This window comes from Paenibacillus sp. cl141a, from assembly GCF_900109305.1.
Taxonomy (GTDB): Bacteria; Bacillota; Bacilli; order Paenibacillales; family Paenibacillaceae; genus Paenibacillus_AQ; species Paenibacillus_AQ lautus_A.
Map to the genome: position 1 here is coordinate 213,151 of NZ_FNZO01000005.1, position 19,036 is coordinate 232,186.

The 19,036-nt window shown below is 55.0% G+C and carries 13 protein-coding genes and 1 pseudogene; 1 reads left to right on the top strand and 13 read right to left on the bottom strand.

From position 1 onward, the window contains the following. Positions 1 to 24 precede the first annotated feature (24 nt). The 9 genes and pseudogenes from BMX45_RS16335 to BMX45_RS16375 all read right to left on the bottom strand — a co-directional run bounded on the left by BMX45_RS16335 (position 25) and on the right by BMX45_RS16375 (position 9,005). Positions 25 to 861 carry a MetQ/NlpA family ABC transporter substrate-binding protein gene (locus BMX45_RS16335; protein ID WP_090910588.1) on the bottom strand — a complete coding sequence of 279 codons (837 nt, stop codon included), beginning with the start codon at positions 859 to 861 and terminating at the stop codon, positions 25 to 27. A gap of 56 nt (positions 862 to 917) precedes the next feature. After that, positions 918 to 1,616: a methionine ABC transporter permease gene (locus BMX45_RS16340; RefSeq protein ID WP_090910589.1), complete on the bottom strand. Its 699-nt coding sequence runs from the start codon at positions 1,614 to 1,616 to the stop codon at positions 918 to 920. Then, positions 1,613 to 2,371, bottom strand: a complete 759-nt coding sequence (locus BMX45_RS16345) for a methionine ABC transporter ATP-binding protein (protein WP_090910590.1) — start codon at positions 2,369 to 2,371, stop codon at positions 1,613 to 1,615. Before BMX45_RS16345 ends, BMX45_RS16340 begins: the two co-directional genes overlap by 4 nt. Before the next feature lie 145 nt (positions 2,372 to 2,516). After that, a complete protein-coding gene (locus BMX45_RS16350) occupies positions 2,517 to 4,487 on the bottom strand; it encodes a tetratricopeptide repeat protein (protein WP_090910591.1) in 1,971 nt (656 codons plus the stop codon). Positions 4,488 to 4,836: 349 nt separating this feature from the next. Further along, a pseudogene (locus BMX45_RS16355) lies at positions 4,837 to 5,022 on the bottom strand (response regulator transcription factor); the annotation flags it as partial. 147 nt (positions 5,023 to 5,169) lie between these two features. Then, positions 5,170 to 6,156 (bottom strand): ABC transporter ATP-binding protein, encoded by a 987-nt coding sequence (locus tag BMX45_RS16360; RefSeq protein WP_090910592.1) that lies wholly within the window; start codon positions 6,154 to 6,156, stop codon positions 5,170 to 5,172. A gap of 15 nt (positions 6,157 to 6,171) precedes the next feature. Further along, on the bottom strand, positions 6,172 to 6,972 hold the full coding sequence (locus tag BMX45_RS16365; RefSeq protein WP_090910593.1) for an ABC transporter permease: 801 nt from the start codon (positions 6,970 to 6,972) through the stop codon (positions 6,172 to 6,174). Then, positions 6,969 to 7,745, bottom strand: coding sequence for an ABC transporter permease (locus tag BMX45_RS16370; protein WP_090910594.1), 777 nt, complete (start codon positions 7,743 to 7,745; stop codon positions 6,969 to 6,971). Before BMX45_RS16370 ends, BMX45_RS16365 begins: the two co-directional genes overlap by 4 nt. A gap of 348 nt (positions 7,746 to 8,093) precedes the next feature. After that, positions 8,094 to 9,005 (bottom strand): LysR family transcriptional regulator, encoded by a 912-nt coding sequence (locus BMX45_RS16375; RefSeq protein ID WP_090910595.1) that lies wholly within the window; start codon positions 9,003 to 9,005, stop codon positions 8,094 to 8,096. 119 nt (positions 9,006 to 9,124) lie between these two features. Here BMX45_RS16375 and BMX45_RS16380 point away from each other — a divergent pair, with 119 nt between their 5' ends. Further along, a complete protein-coding gene (locus BMX45_RS16380; protein ID WP_090910596.1) occupies positions 9,125 to 10,519 on the top strand; it encodes an MFS transporter in 1,395 nt (464 codons plus the stop codon). Positions 10,520 to 10,828: 309 nt separating this feature from the next. On the opposite strand, the gene BMX45_RS16385 is transcribed toward BMX45_RS16380, so the two are convergent. The 4 genes from BMX45_RS16385 to BMX45_RS16400 form a co-directional block, all read right to left on the bottom strand. Next, a complete protein-coding gene (locus tag BMX45_RS16385; protein ID WP_090910597.1) occupies positions 10,829 to 12,691 on the bottom strand; it encodes an ABC transporter ATP-binding protein in 1,863 nt (620 codons plus the stop codon). Then, complete coding sequence (locus tag BMX45_RS16390; RefSeq protein WP_090910598.1) at positions 12,672 to 14,414, bottom strand: ABC transporter ATP-binding protein; 1,743 nt, start codon at positions 14,412 to 14,414, stop codon at positions 12,672 to 12,674. Before BMX45_RS16390 ends, BMX45_RS16385 begins: the two co-directional genes overlap by 20 nt. Before the next feature lie 286 nt (positions 14,415 to 14,700). After that, positions 14,701 to 18,012, bottom strand: coding sequence for an ABC transporter permease (locus BMX45_RS16395; RefSeq protein WP_254778101.1), 3,312 nt, complete (start codon positions 18,010 to 18,012; stop codon positions 14,701 to 14,703). Positions 18,013 to 18,025: 13 nt separating this feature from the next. Further along, entirely contained in the window at positions 18,026 to 18,727 is a 702-nt protein-coding gene (locus BMX45_RS16400) for an ABC transporter ATP-binding protein (RefSeq protein WP_090910600.1), read from the bottom strand. Positions 18,728 to 19,036 lie beyond the last annotated feature (309 nt).

The following is a 19,036-nucleotide window of genomic DNA, read 5'->3' on the forward strand; positions in this document are numbered from 1 at the left end:
CTATGGCCAAAATGAAACGTTGATTTATTCAAAAGCCGGCAACGCGATCTCGGAATAGTTCTCCTCGAAGAACTTCTTCACTTCGGGGCTGGTCATCGCCTGGGCGAGCTTTTGAATCGGTTCGGAATCCACGTTATCCTTGCGGGCCACCAGTGTAATCGTGAAATCGGAGTCGTTGCCTTCGGTTACCAGGGCATCCTTCTTAGGCGTCAGTCCCAGCGGTTTGGCATAGGCCGGCGTCATGGCCACCATATCGACGTCGTCGAGGGTACGGGCCAGCATCAGCAGATCCACCTCGGTGAACTTGTATTGATGCGGGTTCTCCACGATGTCGGCCTGCGTCGCTTTGATGCCGACGCCTTCCTTCAGCTTGATCAGACCGTTCTTCTCAAACATCACCAGAGATCGGCCGATGTTGGAAGGATCGTTAGGAATGGCTATCGTTGCGCCGTCCGGAAGCTCTTCGATGGTTTTGTATTTTTTGGAGTACGCACCGAAAACGGCATTATAGATCGGCGTGACCGGAACCAGTTCCGACCCGTTGTTCGCATTGTACTCTTCCATGTACGGTACATGCTGGAAGAAGTTCGCATCCACCTCTTTATGGGCAAGCGCATTGTTCGGCTGCACATTATCGGACAGAATCCGGATGTCCAGATTGATGCCTTCTTCCTTCAGCATCGGTTTCACCAGCTCAAGCACTTCCGTCATCGGCGGAATGAGCGTTGCAACCTTCAGCGTCACTTCTTCTTTCGCTTCGGGCACCACGCTCTCCGGGGCTTCGTCCTTGGCTGGCTGCTGCCCGCAGCCCGCAAGCGCAAGCATGAGGGTCAGCAGAAGCAGCGATAATTTTTTATTCATTTTAGGTTACCTCCAGGTAAAAAATAGAATCTGTGCAAGCACGTTCAAAACCGCAATTATACTTTTCTTTTGTCCAGCAGCCTGGAGGCCAGGTTCCCGGCGAACTGGATCGATTGTACCAGAATGATCATGATGATGATCGTAAACGTCATGATCTCTTCCTCGAATCGTTGGTACCCGTAGCGGATCGCGAAATCCCCGACGCCGCCCCCGCCCACGATCCCCATGACCGTGGAATACGAAATAAAACTGATCGTGGAGGTTGTCAGTCCGAGCGCAAGGCCCGACCTGGCCTCCACATACAGGAACTTGAATATCATCTGGATCGTGGAGGCCCCCATGGAAGCGGCGGCCTCCATCACTTCCTTCGGCACCTCCAGCAGGGATTGCTCAACCAATCTGGAGTAGTAGGCTACCGCTACGACGGATAGCGGCACGGCAGCGGCCACCGTTCCGAGCGATGTACCGACAATCCACCTTGTGACCGGAATCATGGCAACAACGAGCAGCAGAAACGGAAATGACCGTATAACGTTGACCAGAGCATTCAGAATGGAGAACAATAGCCGGTTCTCATACTGCTGTCCTTTTCGGCACAGAAATAGCAGTGTTCCGACCGGAAGACCCAGTATTATAGCAGCAGCGATCGAAATGCCCACCATAATGAACGTCTCGCCAATCGCCCGCCATATTTCATGCTGATACTGGAGGACATAGGCCAAATAATCGTTCACGTATTGAATAATGTCATTCATAGAAGCCCCAATCCTCCCGTTTCTCCAGCACCGTTAGTTGGAGTTCCGGTATCTTGAGGAACCACTCCATCCTGTTGGCTATTACGGTACGTTCGGGTCAAGCGGCCGTCCTCCATCACGGACACATGGTCGCAGATGCCGTTCACCACGTCCATTTCGTGTGAGACAATGACGATCGTAACCCCCAGCGTCCGGTTAATATGTCTTAACACATCCAGAATATCCGCCGTCGTCCGCGGATCCAGGGAAGACGTCGGCTCATCGCACAGCAAGACGGTCGGCGAATTGGCCAAAGCTCTGGCAATCGCTACCCGCTGCTTCTGGCCGCCGCTAAGCTGAGCAGGATATGACTTCGCTTTATCCTCCAGCCCGACAAAGCGCAGGACCTCCTGAACGCGCTCCGCACGGACGGCCTTCGGTACCTTTGCCAGCTCAAGCGGCAGGGACACGTTCCCCCATACCGTCCGGTTGCTGACCAGCTGGAACAGCTGAAAGATCATGCCGATGGACCTTCTTGCCTCCCGAAGCTCCCTGCCGCCAAGGGCGGTCAGCTCCCGCCCATTCACCGAGACTTTGCCGGCGTCCGGTCTCTCCAGTACGTTCATGATGCGCAGCAGCGTCGATTTACCGGCTCCGCTTGCGCCGATGATGCCGTGTATGCTGCCCTCTTCAATATCGAGAGAGACGGCATCGATTGCCAGGTAACGGTCCGTGCCGTTGCCAAAGTTTTTACTGACCTCTTGCAGCGAGATCATCCTATAATCCCCCTCCTTGCCACATGAAGAAAGCCCGCGTGGCGATACCGCCTGCGAGCACATGATGCTGCAACAACAATTGAATCATACCATAATTTTAGACAAAATGTGACACCCCTTGCTCACTGCCAGAAAGTGCATGCTCTCAAGATAGATAAAGCTGATGTCCATACATGCCCGTTAAGCGTTCAACCGCCTTATCCAGCAAACCTTCCTCAAAACCCTCCAGGCCTTCGATGGCTTGGATTTTCTCCGCAGCCGGCATCTCCTTCTGAAGATGCAAACTCCAGTTCACGATCGCCTGCACCGCATCTTCATGCTCTAACTGGCCGTAATAGATATGCGCTTTGTACAGATAGCTCTCGGCATGCTCGGGCACCACCTTCAGCACCTCGTCAAATGCAGCCAATGCCGCATCTTCGTCTTGATCCTTGTAATAAATCTGCCCCAGCCTGAAATATGCCCCGGGATGACCCGGCGAAAGCTCCAGCACTTGCAGCGTATCCTCCTTCGCGCGCGCGTAGTCTCCCATCGAATAATAAATTCCGCTTCGCAGGCTGTACAGGCTTCCCTGCCCCGGGTTCAAGCTGAGCCCCTGAGCGCAGTCCGCCAGTCCCCGCTCGAGCTGGCCGGTCTCCACGAAGCAAACGGCACGGAATTCATAGAATCGCGGATTGGACGGATGCGCTTGAATCGCCTGGGAATACGCATCGATGGCAAGATCCCACATGCCCATCTCCTTGTAAATATGACCGCTGGCCGCCAGGTACGTCGGGTGCTCGGAGAATGCTTCCTCCTGCTTAACCGCTTCCTGCAGCTCCAGTAGCGCTTCCTCGTTGCGTCCTTGAAGATAGAGCACGTAGCTGAGCTTGTTGCGGATCTCGGTCCCGTCCTGGAGCGCGGCCGCTTCCTTCAAAGCCTGCTCCGCAGACGGCAGATCGTTCATCTCCATATAAATATCGGCACGCTGCACATAATTGGGCGCGTCATCATGCTCAAGCTTAAGCAGCTTGTCATTGATCGCCAGCGCCTCCTCCTGGCGACCCAGCCGGTAGTAGCAGTCGGCCATCCAGTAGCAAGCCAGCGGGGAATCCGGCTGTCTCGCATACAGCTTCGAAATCAGCTCGAAGGCTTCCTCTTCCCGGGCATCCTCGCGGTAGATACGAGCCAAATCGAAATAAGCGCGGTAATCGTCCGGTTCCGCCTCGATCGCCCACTCCAAATCGGCTTTGGCCGCAGCTTTGCTGCCGGACCGGTTCAAGACCTCCGCCCTCTTTAAGTAAAGTTCGTACGCATCCGGATAGCGTTCAATGGCCTCCGACAGATAGTGCTCGGCCTGCCCCAAATCCCCCAGCTGAACGTACAGATCCGCCATGGGCTTCCGGAAGGAATACGCCTCGCGCACTTGCCGCTGAAACGTCTGGAATGCGCCATAGCTGTAGTTGGTGCTTCCCGCGAACAGCGCATATCCGCCATCCGCTTCCGCTTCATACCGGTCAGCCAGCTGGATTCCCTCCTGCAGGACTCCTACGGCTTCCTGCACATGATCCATCAGATCCAGCGACACCGACAGCATGTAGTAATACATCGGAATGGCGCGCTCCGGCTTCTGGATGCTTAAACGAAAATAGTGCGCCGCTTCCGCCGGGTTCCGGCTCTCGTAATAGGCCATGCCCAGCTCATAGTAGGTCGAAATTACCGTGCTGTCGTCCTCTCGCTTAATGCTTTCCTTCAGATCCCGGATCGCCTCGTCGTACTGGTTCAAATCCTTGTGCGCAATGCCCCGGGTATACCAATTCATATAATTGTCCGCATTCAATCGAATCGCTTCATCCAAATCCTCGATGGCCTCGCGCTCCCGGTTCAGCTCGCGCAGAATGTGGGCGCGCCGCTCGTACGCGCGATGGCTGCCGCTCGTTTCGATCACGCGTCCCAGATAAGCTACGGCCTCATCCGAATAGCCGCTGTTGTGCAGCAGTTCCGCATAGTGCAGCTTGTCATTAAAACTTGTAATGGCGCTCTCGCCTTTTCTCATATATTTAAGGGCTTGCTCAAAATCCCGCTTCTTCCTGTAATGGTTACCGATACGGAACCAGATCCGCTTCATCAACTTCATGGTGGCTCATCCTTTGTATGTAGATGTTATTCTTTCGGTTTCTTGGGCTCGTATGATTAGAGCCGGGGCAGCTTTCGCCTTATCTCTATATTATACTTCCTCTATGTCCATTTGCACCCAAATTAAAGAGGAACCTCCTGCAGGCTCCTCTTTCGGTGTATATCCTATTATATTGTATAAAGATACCAAAAATGTGCAATCCCAAATATTACTTCCGATTATTTAGTGACATGCTCTTCCATTCGGGCTTGCATCTTGGGCAGCGTGCATCGGGGCCCACTGAACGCGTTCACCTGGAGGTTATCCGAAGCAATCGAACCAGAACGCCTTAACAGCACCTGAGTGCACCAGCCAGCTCGTCGGGATGAAACGGCTTGGTCATGTAATCATCGGCAAAGGATGGCCCTTGCAGTTTATCCTCTATCGGCGTTCTGGCAGTCAGCATTAAAATCGGCACATCCGGACGGCGCTGCTTGAACCGCTGTCCAATCGTATAGCCATCCGATCCTGGGATCATGATGTCCAGTATGACCAGGCCGCTCCTTCCGAAAACTTCCATAACATCATGACCTGAAGTCCTCCAGATCGCCTTTATAGCCAAGTTCGATTAAAAAATCTACTGGTAGTTTAGCAATATTGGAGAGATACGAGGGCTCCTATTTGAAGCCCTCTCCTGTTTTTGTCAGTATACCTTATGAATCACGTCTTCAAAATCGGGATCTTCCATATCGATATCATCCAGCTCGCCCCAGCGGCCCAGCTCTTTAAAAATATCAAGCGTGTTCATCTCGCGGCGGTTCACCTCAATCGTGACGGTGTTATCCAGAGAACCTGTCACGCGGATCGGGACGGAAAGATTGCCTTCCCCTTGAAACTGCTCAGGGATAACAAAGGGTCCGCGGAAGGTCACGGTGATGACCGTAGGCAGCCCGATCGTCTCGCGCAGGGACTTCACCGTTCCATCATAAGAAAGCTCGCCGTTGTTAATGACCATCACGCGATTACAGAGCTGTTCGATATCATCCATGTCATGCGTCGTGAGCAGGATGGTCTTGCCGAACTGCTCGTTGATCAGCTTGAGAAAATGGCGGATGTTCCGCTTGGCGTTCACGTCCAGGCCGATCGTCGGCTCATCCAGGAACAGCACGTCCGGATCATGCAGCATCGCGGCCGCGAGGTCGGCGCGCATGCGCTGCCCGAGCGACAGCTTGCGCACAGGCGTTTCCCAGAACGCCCGTAAATCCAGAAGTTCTGCAAACTGTCCGAGTCTGCGCTCCTTGTCAGCCTGATCCACGCTGTACATTTTCGCCAAAATATCGTAGGAATCCTTCACCGGCAAGTCCCACCACAGCTGGCTGCGCTGACCGAATACGACGCCCAGATTGTTCACGACGCTGCGCCGTTCCTTGTGCGGATTCAAACCTCCGATCGAGACGCGGCCCGAGGTTGGGTGGAGAATGCCGGTCAGCATTTTGATGGTTGTGGATTTGCCGGCGCCGTTCGGACCGATGTAACCGACGAATTCCCCCGGCTCTACATGAAAGCTGATCCCCTTTACGGCTTCCTTCGTCCGGTATTCTCTCGTAAACAGGGTTCGCAGCCCGGAGAAGCGCCCCTCCTTCACGACCGGCGTTTTGAACTCCTTGCGTATGTTGCTCACTTCAATCATGGACGCATTCCTCCTTTAGCTCCCTGTACTTTGATATTTCGTCAAACCAAACTGCCAGAATTTCAGACTTAAGATGAGACATAACAGGGCCGCTCCAGCCAATGCAGGCAGCACCAAGGCTCCGAGCTCGCCCCGAAGTATGTATAGCGACGGGACATAATTGACCAAACCCACCGGGACCACGATCAGCAGGATCGACGACATCCATTTGGGATACAGCGTGAGCGGGTACTGGGCCGCCGTCCGGGCCGCATCCTCCGTCAGGTTCTGAAGCTCGGTGATCCGGGTCGTCCAAAAACCGAAGGTTGCGGTCGCAAGGCCGATCGAGAACAGGATGACGGCACCCGTGACGATAATGTACAGCGATTGCGGCACCGCGCTCCATCCCACCTGACCTGCCGCCATCATGCCATGCAGCGACCACCAGAGCAGAAATCCGCCCTGCAGCACTTCGCCCAGCATGATCCGGAATTTCTGCGGCATGAGCGCCAGCAGCACCGGCATGGGGCGGGTCAGCAGCTGGTCAAGCTCCCCGTTGACCAGATATCTCTCAAGATGATGCACTTCATCCGCAAGCGTCCGGTAGAGCGTCTTCGACAGCGTCATGACGGCAAACAAATACCCGATTTCATGCATGGACCAGCCCTGAATGGCTCCGAACTTGTAGAGGACGATGGCGACCATGAGAAACTCGGAAATTTGGATCAATGCGGCAAGAAACGAAGCCAGGATGAAATTGAATTTGTACTGCATGCGGCTTTTGATGCTCGTACGGATCAGCAGCGCATACAGGGATAGCCAGGATCTCACGGTCATCCTCCCTGCACCTCCACTTTCCGCCTTAGGAAGCCGGTAGCCAGCAGGCTTGCCAGCGACAGCAGCACGCACCATGACAACGTGCCCCACAGATGGGAAACGTCATCGAAGCCCAGATAGATCCGGGTCGGCACATAGAGCAGGTACGGATACGGCGACCACCAGGCAATCGTCTGAAGCCAGCCCGGCAGCCATTCGATGGGAATGAAGAAACCGGCTAGGAGATTGATCATCGCGTGGTTGCCCCAATACAACCAAGACGACTCCGTTGTCCATAATGCCGATGCGCCGATGAGATAGTTGATGCAAATCGATAAGTAGGCGGCGCCTGCGAGCGCAATGGCAACGTAGAGAAAGGTGACTGCTTTTCCAGGCAGCTGCAGCGAGAAGGCAACATAATACACCAGGTAGATCGGGATGGATTTGTAAACGAATTGGTAGGCGATTTGCCCCCACTCCTTGGCCATCAAATGACTGAACAAATGAACGGGACGCATCAAATCCAGGGAAATATGGCCGGTTCGCACGGCTTGGGGAATGCCGAGGCCATTCGTGACGAAACTGGAAACCCAGAGCGCGGCTTGCGTAAAGGCGATGTAGCCGACCATTCCCTGCGTTCCGTAATCTCCGAGCGCGTAATCGGCGCCGAGACCGAGCCAGATACAGGCATACATGAAGCCGAACATCGCACTGGCGACATTGTGCACCATGTGGGCGCCGCGGTACTGCAAATTGCGGGCATAGGCTTTGGAAGCCAATGTGAAATAAACCATGAAGCACCTCCGATAAGCATTTTAGATGGCGGACCCATCCACTTCAGACAAGGCAAAAATGAGAGAAGGACAATAGCATACCAGAACGTTCCATTTCAGGCAAGGATTTTTTCGCAAGGAACAGCGGGTGAATATCGGGCCGAAAATCCGGCATGCAAAAAAGCCTTCTTCTCCCTAGGCCGGTTGAGAACAACCGGCAAGGGCGTGCGAAGACTTCGTTGTCATGAAGAGTAACCAACGGGCGTGGCCATCCACTTCTCCCTGTTCATTGGTCTATAAAACGGTATGAAGGGGATGCTCGGCTTATGTAGAAGGGAGGCGGCCGGGACAGAAAAAAGACGTGATCTGTCAGATCACGTCTTTATGCTTCATCGGCTCCTGAAACTCGCCGAAATAGTCTACCAGGAATGACTGGAACTCCGTTGCGGCCTTGGACAAGTAGCGCCGCTCCAGCCAGGCTACGGTGAAGGTGCGGTAGCAGGAAGGCTTCTCGATGCGCACCATCGCGTACGGGGGCATGTCGTCCCCTTTGCATCCGGGTACAAATGCGGCTCCAAGCCCGGCCGATACGAGGCTCGACAATGCGGCCGGCTCATCGACTTCACACACGACTTCCCGGCTGATCCCCGCCAATCGGCAAAACTCCTCGTTCATTTTCCGAAACGGATGGCCTGCCTTGTACTCGATGAAGGCCTCCCCCGCCACCTCCTGAAGGGAAATGCGGGACCGTCCCGCCAATCGATGGCCGTGAGGCACCGCCAGAAACACCTCCGCATGGAGGACCGGAATCTCCCGAATGTGGTCTTCGTCCAGGGCTGCCGCGGTAAAGCAAAGATCGACTTCTCCGTTTTCCAGCATCTGCACCATCTCCATCGTGGAGTCGGGCGGAATCTGAATGATGCGGAAATTCACGTCAGGATATCGCGCGCGGAAAGCGCCCAGGGCTTTGGACAGCCGGGGCAACGCCGTCGTTGCTATGCGGATGCTCCCCCGCTCCATGCCTGCCAAATCGGAGACTTCCCTCCTGCCTTCCTCTAGGGCCGATAACGCTGTATCGACGCTTTTCAGAAAAGCCTTTCCGAATGAATTGAGCTTGATTTGCCGGCTCTGCCGATCAAACAGAGGCACCCCCAAATCTTCTTCCAAGCGGGCAATCGTCTTGCTTAGCGCTGGCTGGGCAATACGAAGTTCCTTCGCGGCCTTGGTCATGTGCTCCATTCGGGCCACCGTCTGAAAATAATGCAGCTGAAGCAGTTCCATGCGGTTCTTCCTCCTTAATTGATATCCTTGAGTATATGAATGCATGTCATAATATATATTTTTATTTATCAACTATCGATTGTAGAATAAATCGTAACCAAAGGAAAGGGGGAAATCACATGAACGAACATCAGCAACCGCAACAGCCGTCGGCTGAAAAATTAATACGCATTCTGGCGTTTACGATGATTCTCTCGTCGATGAGCGCAACCATGTTTAATATCGTGCTTCCGGAAATCAGCCAGGAATTCCGGCTTTCCTTCGCCCAGGTCAGCTGGGTATCGTCGATTTACATGCTCATCTATGCCATAGGCTCCGTCCTGTACGGAAAATTGGCCGACACCTATAAACTCAAAAATCTGGTCACCTTCGGATTGCTTCTCTTCTTTGTCGGTTCCATCACGGGCTTGGCCGCACAGGCCTACTGGATGGTGCTGCTGGGACGGATCCTTCAGGCAGCGGGGGCAGCCGTCATTCCGGCAATCGCCATGATCATTCCTGTCCGTTACTTCCCTGCGGAAAACCGGGGCCGCGCACTCGGCATAACGGCGACCGGGCTCGCCATCGGCAACGCGATCGGGCCGGTGGTTTCCGCATTGGTCGTTAGCACGTTCCATTGGAGATGGCTCTTCTTTATTCCGCTGCTCATCCTGGTCACCCTCCCTCTCTATCGCAAATATCTGGGCAATGAACAGGGCCGGGGCGCACGGATTGATTGGCTTGGCGGCGGCCTTCTGGCCGGAACGGTCGCGCTGCTGCTCCTGGCGGTGACCCAAGGCGGCTGGATATTCGGTTTAAGCAGCCTGATCCTGTTCCTTGCGTTCCTTCTGCGCATTCGTTCGGCTAAAGCGCCTTTTGTCCAGCCCCGTTTGTTCCGCAACCCAAGCTACACGGTCGGACTTGTCCTCGGCATGTTCATCATGAGCGTCGGCTATGCGCTGCCTTTTCTTACTCCGCAGCTGCTGTCGGATTTGAACGGTCTGGCTCCGGGATGGATCGGATTTGTCATGGTGCCCGGAGCCGTCGTCACGGCCATGCTGGGCGGAAGAGGCGGCAAGCTCGCGGATACCAAGGGAACCCGCTATTTATTCTATGCGGCTTCCACCCTGCTGCTGCTGTGCTTTGCCCTGTTGTCCACCTTTGCTGGCGTATCGCCGCTCCTGATTGCACTGTTCCTGATCTTCGGCAATGTCGGTATCATGTTTATGCAAATCTCGCTCTCCAAGACGATATCCTTATCGCTGCCCAAAGAGCAAACCGGCGTTGGCATGGGACTGTTCTCGCTGCTTAACTTCCTGTCCGGCGCGATTGCCACCGGGGTTTACGGCAAAGCCGTCGACCTTGGCGCAGGCACCCGCTGGAACCCGCTGAACATGGTACAGGGAGCTTCGACCTACAGCAACATCTATATCGTCTTGGTGGCGTTGCAAGCAGGGATTCTTCTGCTGTTCGTACTGCAATTTGGCAGAACGGCACAGCGTAAGCTGCAGGTTCAAACCACCGGTTCCAAATAAGGTACGACAGCCCATGCAGAGTCGTTAAGATGAAAACATGCCTGCCCATCCGACTATGATCCGGGGCTCGCATACAGGCTGCGCTGCTTCTGAATCCGCGCATGCCAAACAAAAACCACCGGAGCAACGCTTGGCTGTAAGCCGCTCCGGTGGTTTTGATGATGTCCTGATGCCTCTAATTTGTTAAATGCGATAACGATGCTGCGGATACTAGGGTACCTGCCTATACCTGGTCCAACCAAATACGACCAATCGCGGCTGCGGGCAGAGAAGAACATGCGCTTCTTCCTCTTGGTGCCGACTCTAAGGTTACATGGCGGCTCGTTTCAACTGTCCATGATATAAGTCGCTGTAGAACCCTCCCTGCTTCAGCAGCTCCTCATGGGAGCCCTGCTCCAGCAGGCGTCCGTCTTTCAGCACCAGGATGCGGTCGGCGGAGCGGATGGTATTCAGACGATGGGCAATCACGAAGCTCGTCCTCCCCTTCATCAACCGCTGCAGCCCCTCCTGGATCTTGATCTCCGTTACGGTATCGATGCTGCTTGTCGCTTCATCCAGCACCAGCATGGAGGGGTTGGCCAGAATCGCCCTTGCGATCGCAAGCAGCTGCTTCTGCCCTTGGCTGATGCCGCTGCCGTCAGGCTTGAGCATTTTGTCATAACCGTCCTTCATGCGCACGATGAACGAGTGGGCGTTAGCCAATTTTGCGGCTTCCTCCACTTCTGCATCGGTCGCATCCAGCCGGCCAAAACGGATATTCTCACGAATGGTGCCCTGAAACAGGAACGAATCCTGAAGCACGAAAGCCATCTGCGAACGCAGGCTTTCCCTGCGGATCGAAGAAATGTCCCGGCCGTCCAGGGTAATGCTTCCGCTGTCCGGATCGTAGAACCTGGAGAGAAGCTGGATCAAGGTGGTTTTTCCCGCACCGGTCGGACCGACCAGCGCAATCATCTCGCCGGGCTTCGCTTCAAAGCTGATGCCTTCCAGGGTGTCCCCCTCTTTATCGTAAGAGAACGAGACGTTGTCGAACTTGACCGCCCCCTCCACGCTCTTCAGCGTGACGGCCGCTCCTTCATCCTTCGCTTCAACCTCTTCGTCCAGCACTTCGAATACGCGTTCCGCTCCCGCAATGGCGGACAGCAGCGTATTCCATTGGTTCGCCAGGTCGTTCAGCGGTCTCGTAAACTGCCGCGCATAACTTTCGAATATAATGATGACGCCGATCGTAATATGCCCCTGAATCGCCAGAATGCCGCCAATGCCCGCCACGATCGCAAAGCTCAAGTTATTGAGCCCGTTCATCAGCTTCGGAATGAAGCCCGATATGCTCTGCGCCCAGAAGCCCGATAGACGAATCCGTTGATTGCGGTCATCGAATTCGCGGACCACCCGTTCCTCCTGGGAGAAAGCCTTGATGATCCGCTGCCCGGACAGCGTTTCTTCAATGTAACCGTTCAGGTCCCCCAGATTGCGCTGACGCTCTTTAAACAGCGGGCCGGTCCGGCGGGTAATCCAGCGCATCCCCATCATCATCAGGGGCACGACCAGGAACGTCAGCAGCGTAAGCAGCGGGCTAAGCCATAACATGACGGTTAACGTGCCGATTAAAGTCAGCACGCTCGAGAAGATTTGAATGGCCGAGCTGTTGAGCGTCGAGCTCACGTTCTCGATGTCATTCGTCAGACGGCTCATGATTTCGCCCTGCTGGCGCTTGCCGTAGAACGGAATCGGCAGCCGGTGCAGGTGCGTGAAGAGATCCATCCGCATACGGTACACGGTCTCTTGAGCGATGCCGATCATCCAGACATTGTGCAGCCAGGTGGTTAAAGCCTGAAGGACATATACGACGGCCAGGCCAACCAGAAAGTACAGCCAGGCGGAATCGATGGAGCTGTCGGGATTTCTTACATCATCCAGAAATTTGTCCACTCCGACGCCGAGCAGGTAGGGACCCAGCAGCGCCAGGCCCGAGCTGAACATCACCATCAGCAGCACGAGCGCGAGTTTCCCTTTGCGCCGGGCAAGATAGGTCCATATCCTGGAGAGGGTGCCCGACCAGTTTTTGGCCTTGGCTTTCGGCTTGCCGCCACGGCTGCCGCCATCCTTGTTCTTGTCAAGATCGAGCTTCGGTCTTGGGTGACGAAACGGTTCAGTGAATGCCTTGAGCATGATGCTGCGCCTCCTCTCCATACTGGGATTCATAGATGCCCCGATACAGAGCGGAGCTTTCCATCAAAGCGTCATGGTTCCCTTTTCCGATCAAACGCCCGTCATCCAGCAGCAGAATCAAATCCGCCGAAGTGGTCGAGCTGATCTTCTGCGTAATCAAAAACGTCGTGCAGGATAGATCCTTGAGGGCATCCAGCAGGGCGCCTTCCGTTCGGACGTCAAGAGCGCTGGTGCTGTCGTCCAGGATGAGGATGGCGGGCTTTCGCACGAGCGCCCGCGCAATCGACAGGCGCTGCTTCTGTCCGCCGGACAAATTGACCCCGCGCTGTCCCAGCATCGTGTCATACCCGTTAGGCAGATGCTCAATGGTATCATGAATTTGAGCTCGGCGAGCCGCCTCCTGAATTTCATCCATCGTTGCATCCTCGCGTCCCCAAGCAATATTCTCCCGCACCGTCCCCGAGAAGAGCAGCACTTCCTGCGGCACATAGCCGATGCTGCTGCGCAGGTTCACCTCTTCGATCGACGCGGCGTCCACGCCGTCTACGAACACGGTCCCCTTCTCTTCCTCGTAAAGCCGCGGAATCAGCTGGACCAGCGAGGATTTGCCGGAACCCGTGGCTCCCATGATGGCGATGCGCTCACCGGGCTTCGCTTCAAAGGAAATATCCGTCAGGACGTCGATGTCGCTGCCCGGATAACTGAAGCTCACTTGCTCGAATTTGACGCCCCCTTGAATATCCACTTTCCCGGCTAGGTCCTTGTTTGCGCCTGCCGCCGCATCCTCCGTGCCCAGCACCTCCTGCGCACGCTGGGCGGAAGCCCGTCCGCGGGAAAAGGCAACGACGACCCAAGACAGGGCGGACATGGCGCCGATGCAGCGCAGGGAATAGTTGACGACGGCGACCACCTCGCCGACGCTGGCACTGCCGGACGCAATATCTTTGCGGCCGAACCACAGGACCGCCATGATTCCGGCGTTCATAACGAGAAGAATGAACGGCATCGTTGTCTCCGTTAATCGCAAGGTCGAGACGGTGGTGCTCATCAGCTTGCCGGAGGTACGGGCAAAGCGCTCAATCTCATGGCCCATGCGCACGAATACGCGGATCAAGCGAATCCCGGTCAGATTCTCCTGGATGACGCCGTTCACCGCATCCAGCCGCTGCTGGACGCTGCGGAACGCATCGGCAGCCCGCTTCATGATCCAAGCGATGAAAATAAACAATACGGGCACGGTCAGCACAAGCAGCAAGCCCAGCTTCACATTCACGACCAGTGCCATGATAATGCTGCCGAGCACCACCAGCGGGACGCGCGTCATGAACCGCAGGCCCATGAACACCGTGTCCTGAATCTGGGTAACGTCACCCGTAAGCCTGGTAATCAACGATGAGGTGGCGAACCGGTTAAATATCGAATAAGAGAAAGACTGGACCTTGTCATACAATTGATCGCGAAGATCATAACCGAGCCCCTGACTCGTATGCGCCGCAAAAAAAGAGCTGGATATCCCGGCGATGAAGGCTATAATAGCGCTTCCAGTCAAAACGGCTCCCCACATCCATACGACGGACATGTCCTGCTTCTGTATGCCGTCGTCGATGATTTTGGAGATAAGCAGCGGCTGAATCAGCTCGACGGTGAGCTCGATCAGCATCATGGCAAGTGCCGCAATCGCTGCAACGCGGTACTTTTTCAAGATCGAGAAGACGATTCCCATATGCATTCCTCCGAGTGTCGAAGACCGTTATCCTATTTCTTACATCATTTACCCACAGGTCTTCATGTAGTAGCAATATTAGTTCGTACAATGGCTGGATATGTCTATTATAATATATTTTCTCCTAGATCTTGCCGGCGGATGAAAATTATCGCGGGAAATCGCATTCCATTACCTCTTCACGCATGGCGCGCAACATAAAAACCAGGATGAACAGGCAGCGAAAAAGAGAGCCCGTTCACAAGGATCGTCTCCCGCGAAAATGGCTCTCTTGCCGAGCTATATGTTATTCCACGGACTTCAGCGCTTCGATCATGTCGATCCGCTTCAGCTTGTAATGCATGGAAGCCATGACGATGGCCGAGAACAGCAGCGTCAGCAGCGCCGCGTAGCCATAACTGATTTCATGGATGGTGGGACTGAACATCATCGCATCCACTTCTGCGGTCAGGAGCACGAACCGATGCAGGAAAATGCCTGCCAGATTGCCCGCTATGATCCCGAGCACGGTCAGGATCATGTTTTCCCGATAAATGTACATGGTTACTTCCTTGTCATAGAAGCCAAGCACCTTGATCGTCGATAGCTCGCGTATCCGTTCGGATACGTTGATATTCGTCAGATTGTACAGCACGACAAACGCGAGAGCCGCAGCGGACACAATGAGGACGACCACCACGACGTTCATGCTGTCCATCGTATCGCTGAAGGCGTCGCTCACGCCGCTCGTGAAACTCACCATGGCGACCCGTTCGCTTGCGGTTAACGATTCCCCGAGCCGATCCTCCCACTCCGGATCGTTTCGGTCATAAGTCAGCAGCTGGCTGTTTACTTCGGGCGCTGCGTCAAAAATGTCTTCGTAGTACTTCGGCGTCATGTACACGTAGTGCAAGGCATAGTTCTCCGTGATCCCCGCCACGCGTATTTCAAAGGGTTCATTATCGCTGTTCTGGACGGTGAATGTGCTGCCAATGCCGAGATCGAACAGCTTGGCCAGCTTCTCGGTAATGATCGCGCCGTCATCCGTCAAAGACAGCGTCTGCCCCTGTTCGCGGGGCTTCAGCACGATAAACGAATCGGTCTTCTCCGGCGATTGCGGCACGAACAAATTCACATCCTGGCCGTTCACGCCGGGGGCCGCCGCGGTCATCGCCTCCTGGGTCACGTTCAGGATTCCAGTAATCTCCGGAACTCCCGCTAGGCGCTTGTTATAGTCCTCCAGCCCGCCGCTCTCGCCGTTATCTTCTTGGAATACCACGGTCGCCTGGTGCTGCATGATTTTGCCGTATTGCATCGGCGCGATATCCCCGATGGAGTCCTTAAGACCGAAACCGGTCAGAATGAGGGCCGTGCACCCGGCCACGCCGCAGACCGTCATGAACATCCGCTGCTTGTAGCGGAAGAGATTTCGCGCGGTTACTTTTCCAATAAAGCCGAGCCGATTCCACACCCATGGCACTCGCTCCAGCCATATGCGGGATCCGTTCTTGGGCGCCCTTGGACGCATCAGGACCGAGGCGTTGCTTCGAAGCTCCACCCGCACGGCCACATAAGCCGTCATGGTGGTACAGAGCACAGCCACGACAACCGAGACGACGCTATAGCTGAGATAGAAGCTGGTTCTTACATCGGGCAGATTATATAAAGCGCCGTAAGCATCATAGATGATGGCGGGAAACAGGGTAAAGCCGACGGCCAGTCCGGCAGCCGATGCGGCAACGCTCGCCAGCGTCGAGTAGACCAGAAACTTCTTCATCACGTCCCGGTTGCTGTATCCGAGGGCTTTCAGGGTTCCGATCTGCAGCCGCTGCTCCTCAACCATACGGGTCATTGTTGTCAGGCTGACGAGGGCCGCAATCAGGAAAAAGAATACCGGGAACGCCGTGGCAATGGATGATAAGCGGTCCGCGTTATCGCTGTACTCCGTATATCCCGGGTTGACGCTGCGGTCCATGACATAGACCTTAGGAAGCTCTAGCTGATCCAGCTCCTTCCGGCCCTCGGCCACTTCCTTCTCGCCGTCGGCGATCTCCCGCATAGCCCTTGCTTTCTCCTCTTGAAATTTCTCCTGACCTTCCCGGTAGTCCGCCTGTCCTTGGGCAAGTTCCGCTTTCGCATTCGCGAGTTTGGCTTCCCCCTCCCGTCTGGCGGCTGCAAGCTCTTCCGCTCCTTGCTTCAACGAAGCCTCTCCCTGCGCGAGCTGACGCTCGGCTTCCCGAAGCTTAGTCTGCCCGTCCTTGAGCTCTGCTTCGCTTGCATCCAGCTTCTGTTGAGCCTGATCCAGCTGCAGTGATGCCTCGTCCAGGCCACGCTGGAAAGCGGAAGCCGCCTGTCGCAAAGCAGCGCCGTCCAATGCTCCGTCCATGAAACCTGCGGCGGCGACCGCTAGTTTCGGATCGGCTGACTGAGCTGCCGAGAGCAGCTCTTGCCTCTGCTCGTCCGGGATGACCTCCGGGTCCAAGCCGGAGATTTGCTGCAGCGCCTTGGCCAGTTGCTGTCCTTGTGCCAGCTTCGGCGCAAACTCCGCCTTTTGCTGATCCAATTGGCTCTGACCCGTCTTGAGCTGATTCCGGCCCTGTTCCAGCTTCTGCCGATTGCGTTTCAGTTCTGCTCTGCCTTGCGAAAGTTCTTTTTCCGCCGCATTCAGTTTAGCCTGCCCTTGGGCCAGCTCGGTTTGAAGCTTGTTCACCCCATCGCGGTACGCTTGCTCGCCTTCATTCAGTTTGAGCCTGGCATCCGTTAACTCCTGCTCCGTATCGGCAAGCTGCCTCTTGGCATCCTCTATTTTGTCCGTTGCCTCGTTCAGCTTCTTCTGCCCTTCTGCACGGATTTCAGCCAGCCGCTCCTGCGGCATGGCCTGCAGCGCCAGTTCAACCGCTTCTTTGTGCCGGCTGATTTTCTCGTCATACTCGGCTGTATAAGGAGCAGGTTCCGCCGTGTCTTGAAAGGTCAAGTAGACTTCCGTATAAACAGGCAGTTTAAAATCCTTCTCCGGAATAACGGCAAACACATCCGCCGTCCCTTTGCCGATGCCGCTCGTTCCCCGGCTCATGCTGCTTATGAACAGCGGGCTTTTCGCTCTTCCCACGACTGTATACGTCAGATGATCAAACGTTTCCCCTAAATCCACTTCCTGATCCGGATTGGTAAAGGTGACCTGATCCCCTATTTTAAATTCGTTTCCTCTCTCTCCTGCATCGATGACGATGTCGCCTGCTGCCTCTGGCATCCGCCCCTCTGTAAGCACATATTGATTCAGATTATTTCCTGGGTCATAGGAGTGCACCTTCGCGATCCGCCCGCTGTCGCCGAGAAATACGTCCGCGCTGTACCCCGGTTGAACCGCATCCACGCCGGCAACCCGTTTCAGCTTTTCAGTATCGCTTGGTTCAAGACCCAAGGTCGATTGAACCTTAAGGTCCATCAGTTTTAAATCCTTATAATAGTGATCCGCCGTATCCAGCATATCAGGCCCGGTGGCCTTGATCCCCGCGAAAAAGCCGACGCCGAGCATAATAATCGCAAAAATGGACAGAAACCGTGCCTTCGTCCGCGATATTTCCCGGAAAATATCAGTCCATAACGCTTTCTTCTTCATCATCTATGTCTCCCTACCACTCAATGCTGTCTACGGAAACGGGATTCGGATTCACCACCGTCTTCCGAACCTTGGCATTGTTGATCTCGATGATGCGATCGGCCATCGGTGCCAGGGCAGAATTATGCGTAATGACGATAACGGTCGTTCCCGTGTAGCGGCAGGTATCCTGGAGCAGCTTGAGCACCTGCTTCCCGGTATGGTAATCAAGCGCACCCGTGGGTTCATCGCAGAGAAGCAGCTTCGGCTGCTTTGCAAGCGCCCTGGCAATCGCCACCCGCTGCTGTTCGCCGCCGGACAGCTGTGCCGGAAAATTGTTCAGGCGCTGCTCCAGGCCGACATCCCGCAGCACTTGTTCCGCATCCAGAGCTCGGGGCAAAATCTGCGAGGCTAATTCCACGTTTTCTTTTGTCGTCAGATTGGGAACCAGGTTGTAAAATTGGAACACAAATCCGACGTCATTGCGCCGATATCCCGTCAGCTCCTTGCTGTTGAACTTGGCTATGTCCGTTCCATCCACCACCACTTGCCCCTCATCGGCGGTGTCCATGCCGCCCAATATGTTCAGCACCGTGGATTTTCCTGCCCCGCTGGGACCGACGATAATCGCGAACTCGCCCTTTTCGATCTCCAGGTTGATTCCGTCGTTGGCTACAATGGTGGTCTCGCCCATCCGATAGCGCTTATATCCATCCTTAATGCTCACAAAAGCCATGTCACTCCACTCCCAACTCATCGTTGCCGTTTCGGCCTGGAACGTTATGTAGAAAATTAGGTAACCCAAGCGGTCTATAAGCGCGTCAGCTGCAGGATGGTTAATGTCTATACGGATACGTACTGCGGCGTCTGCCTAAACCTGTTCAGCGGACTATTCTATTTGCGTGTTCTTCGTTGTTAGATTCACTTGTTTCGCTTGTCCTGATCCGTGAATCCATCCTTAAAACCAGTGTAGCATAAACAAATCCGCCAATGAAAACGCTGAACCGCCCCAGACGGCTAAGTCACAGAATGTTCCAAATTCGGC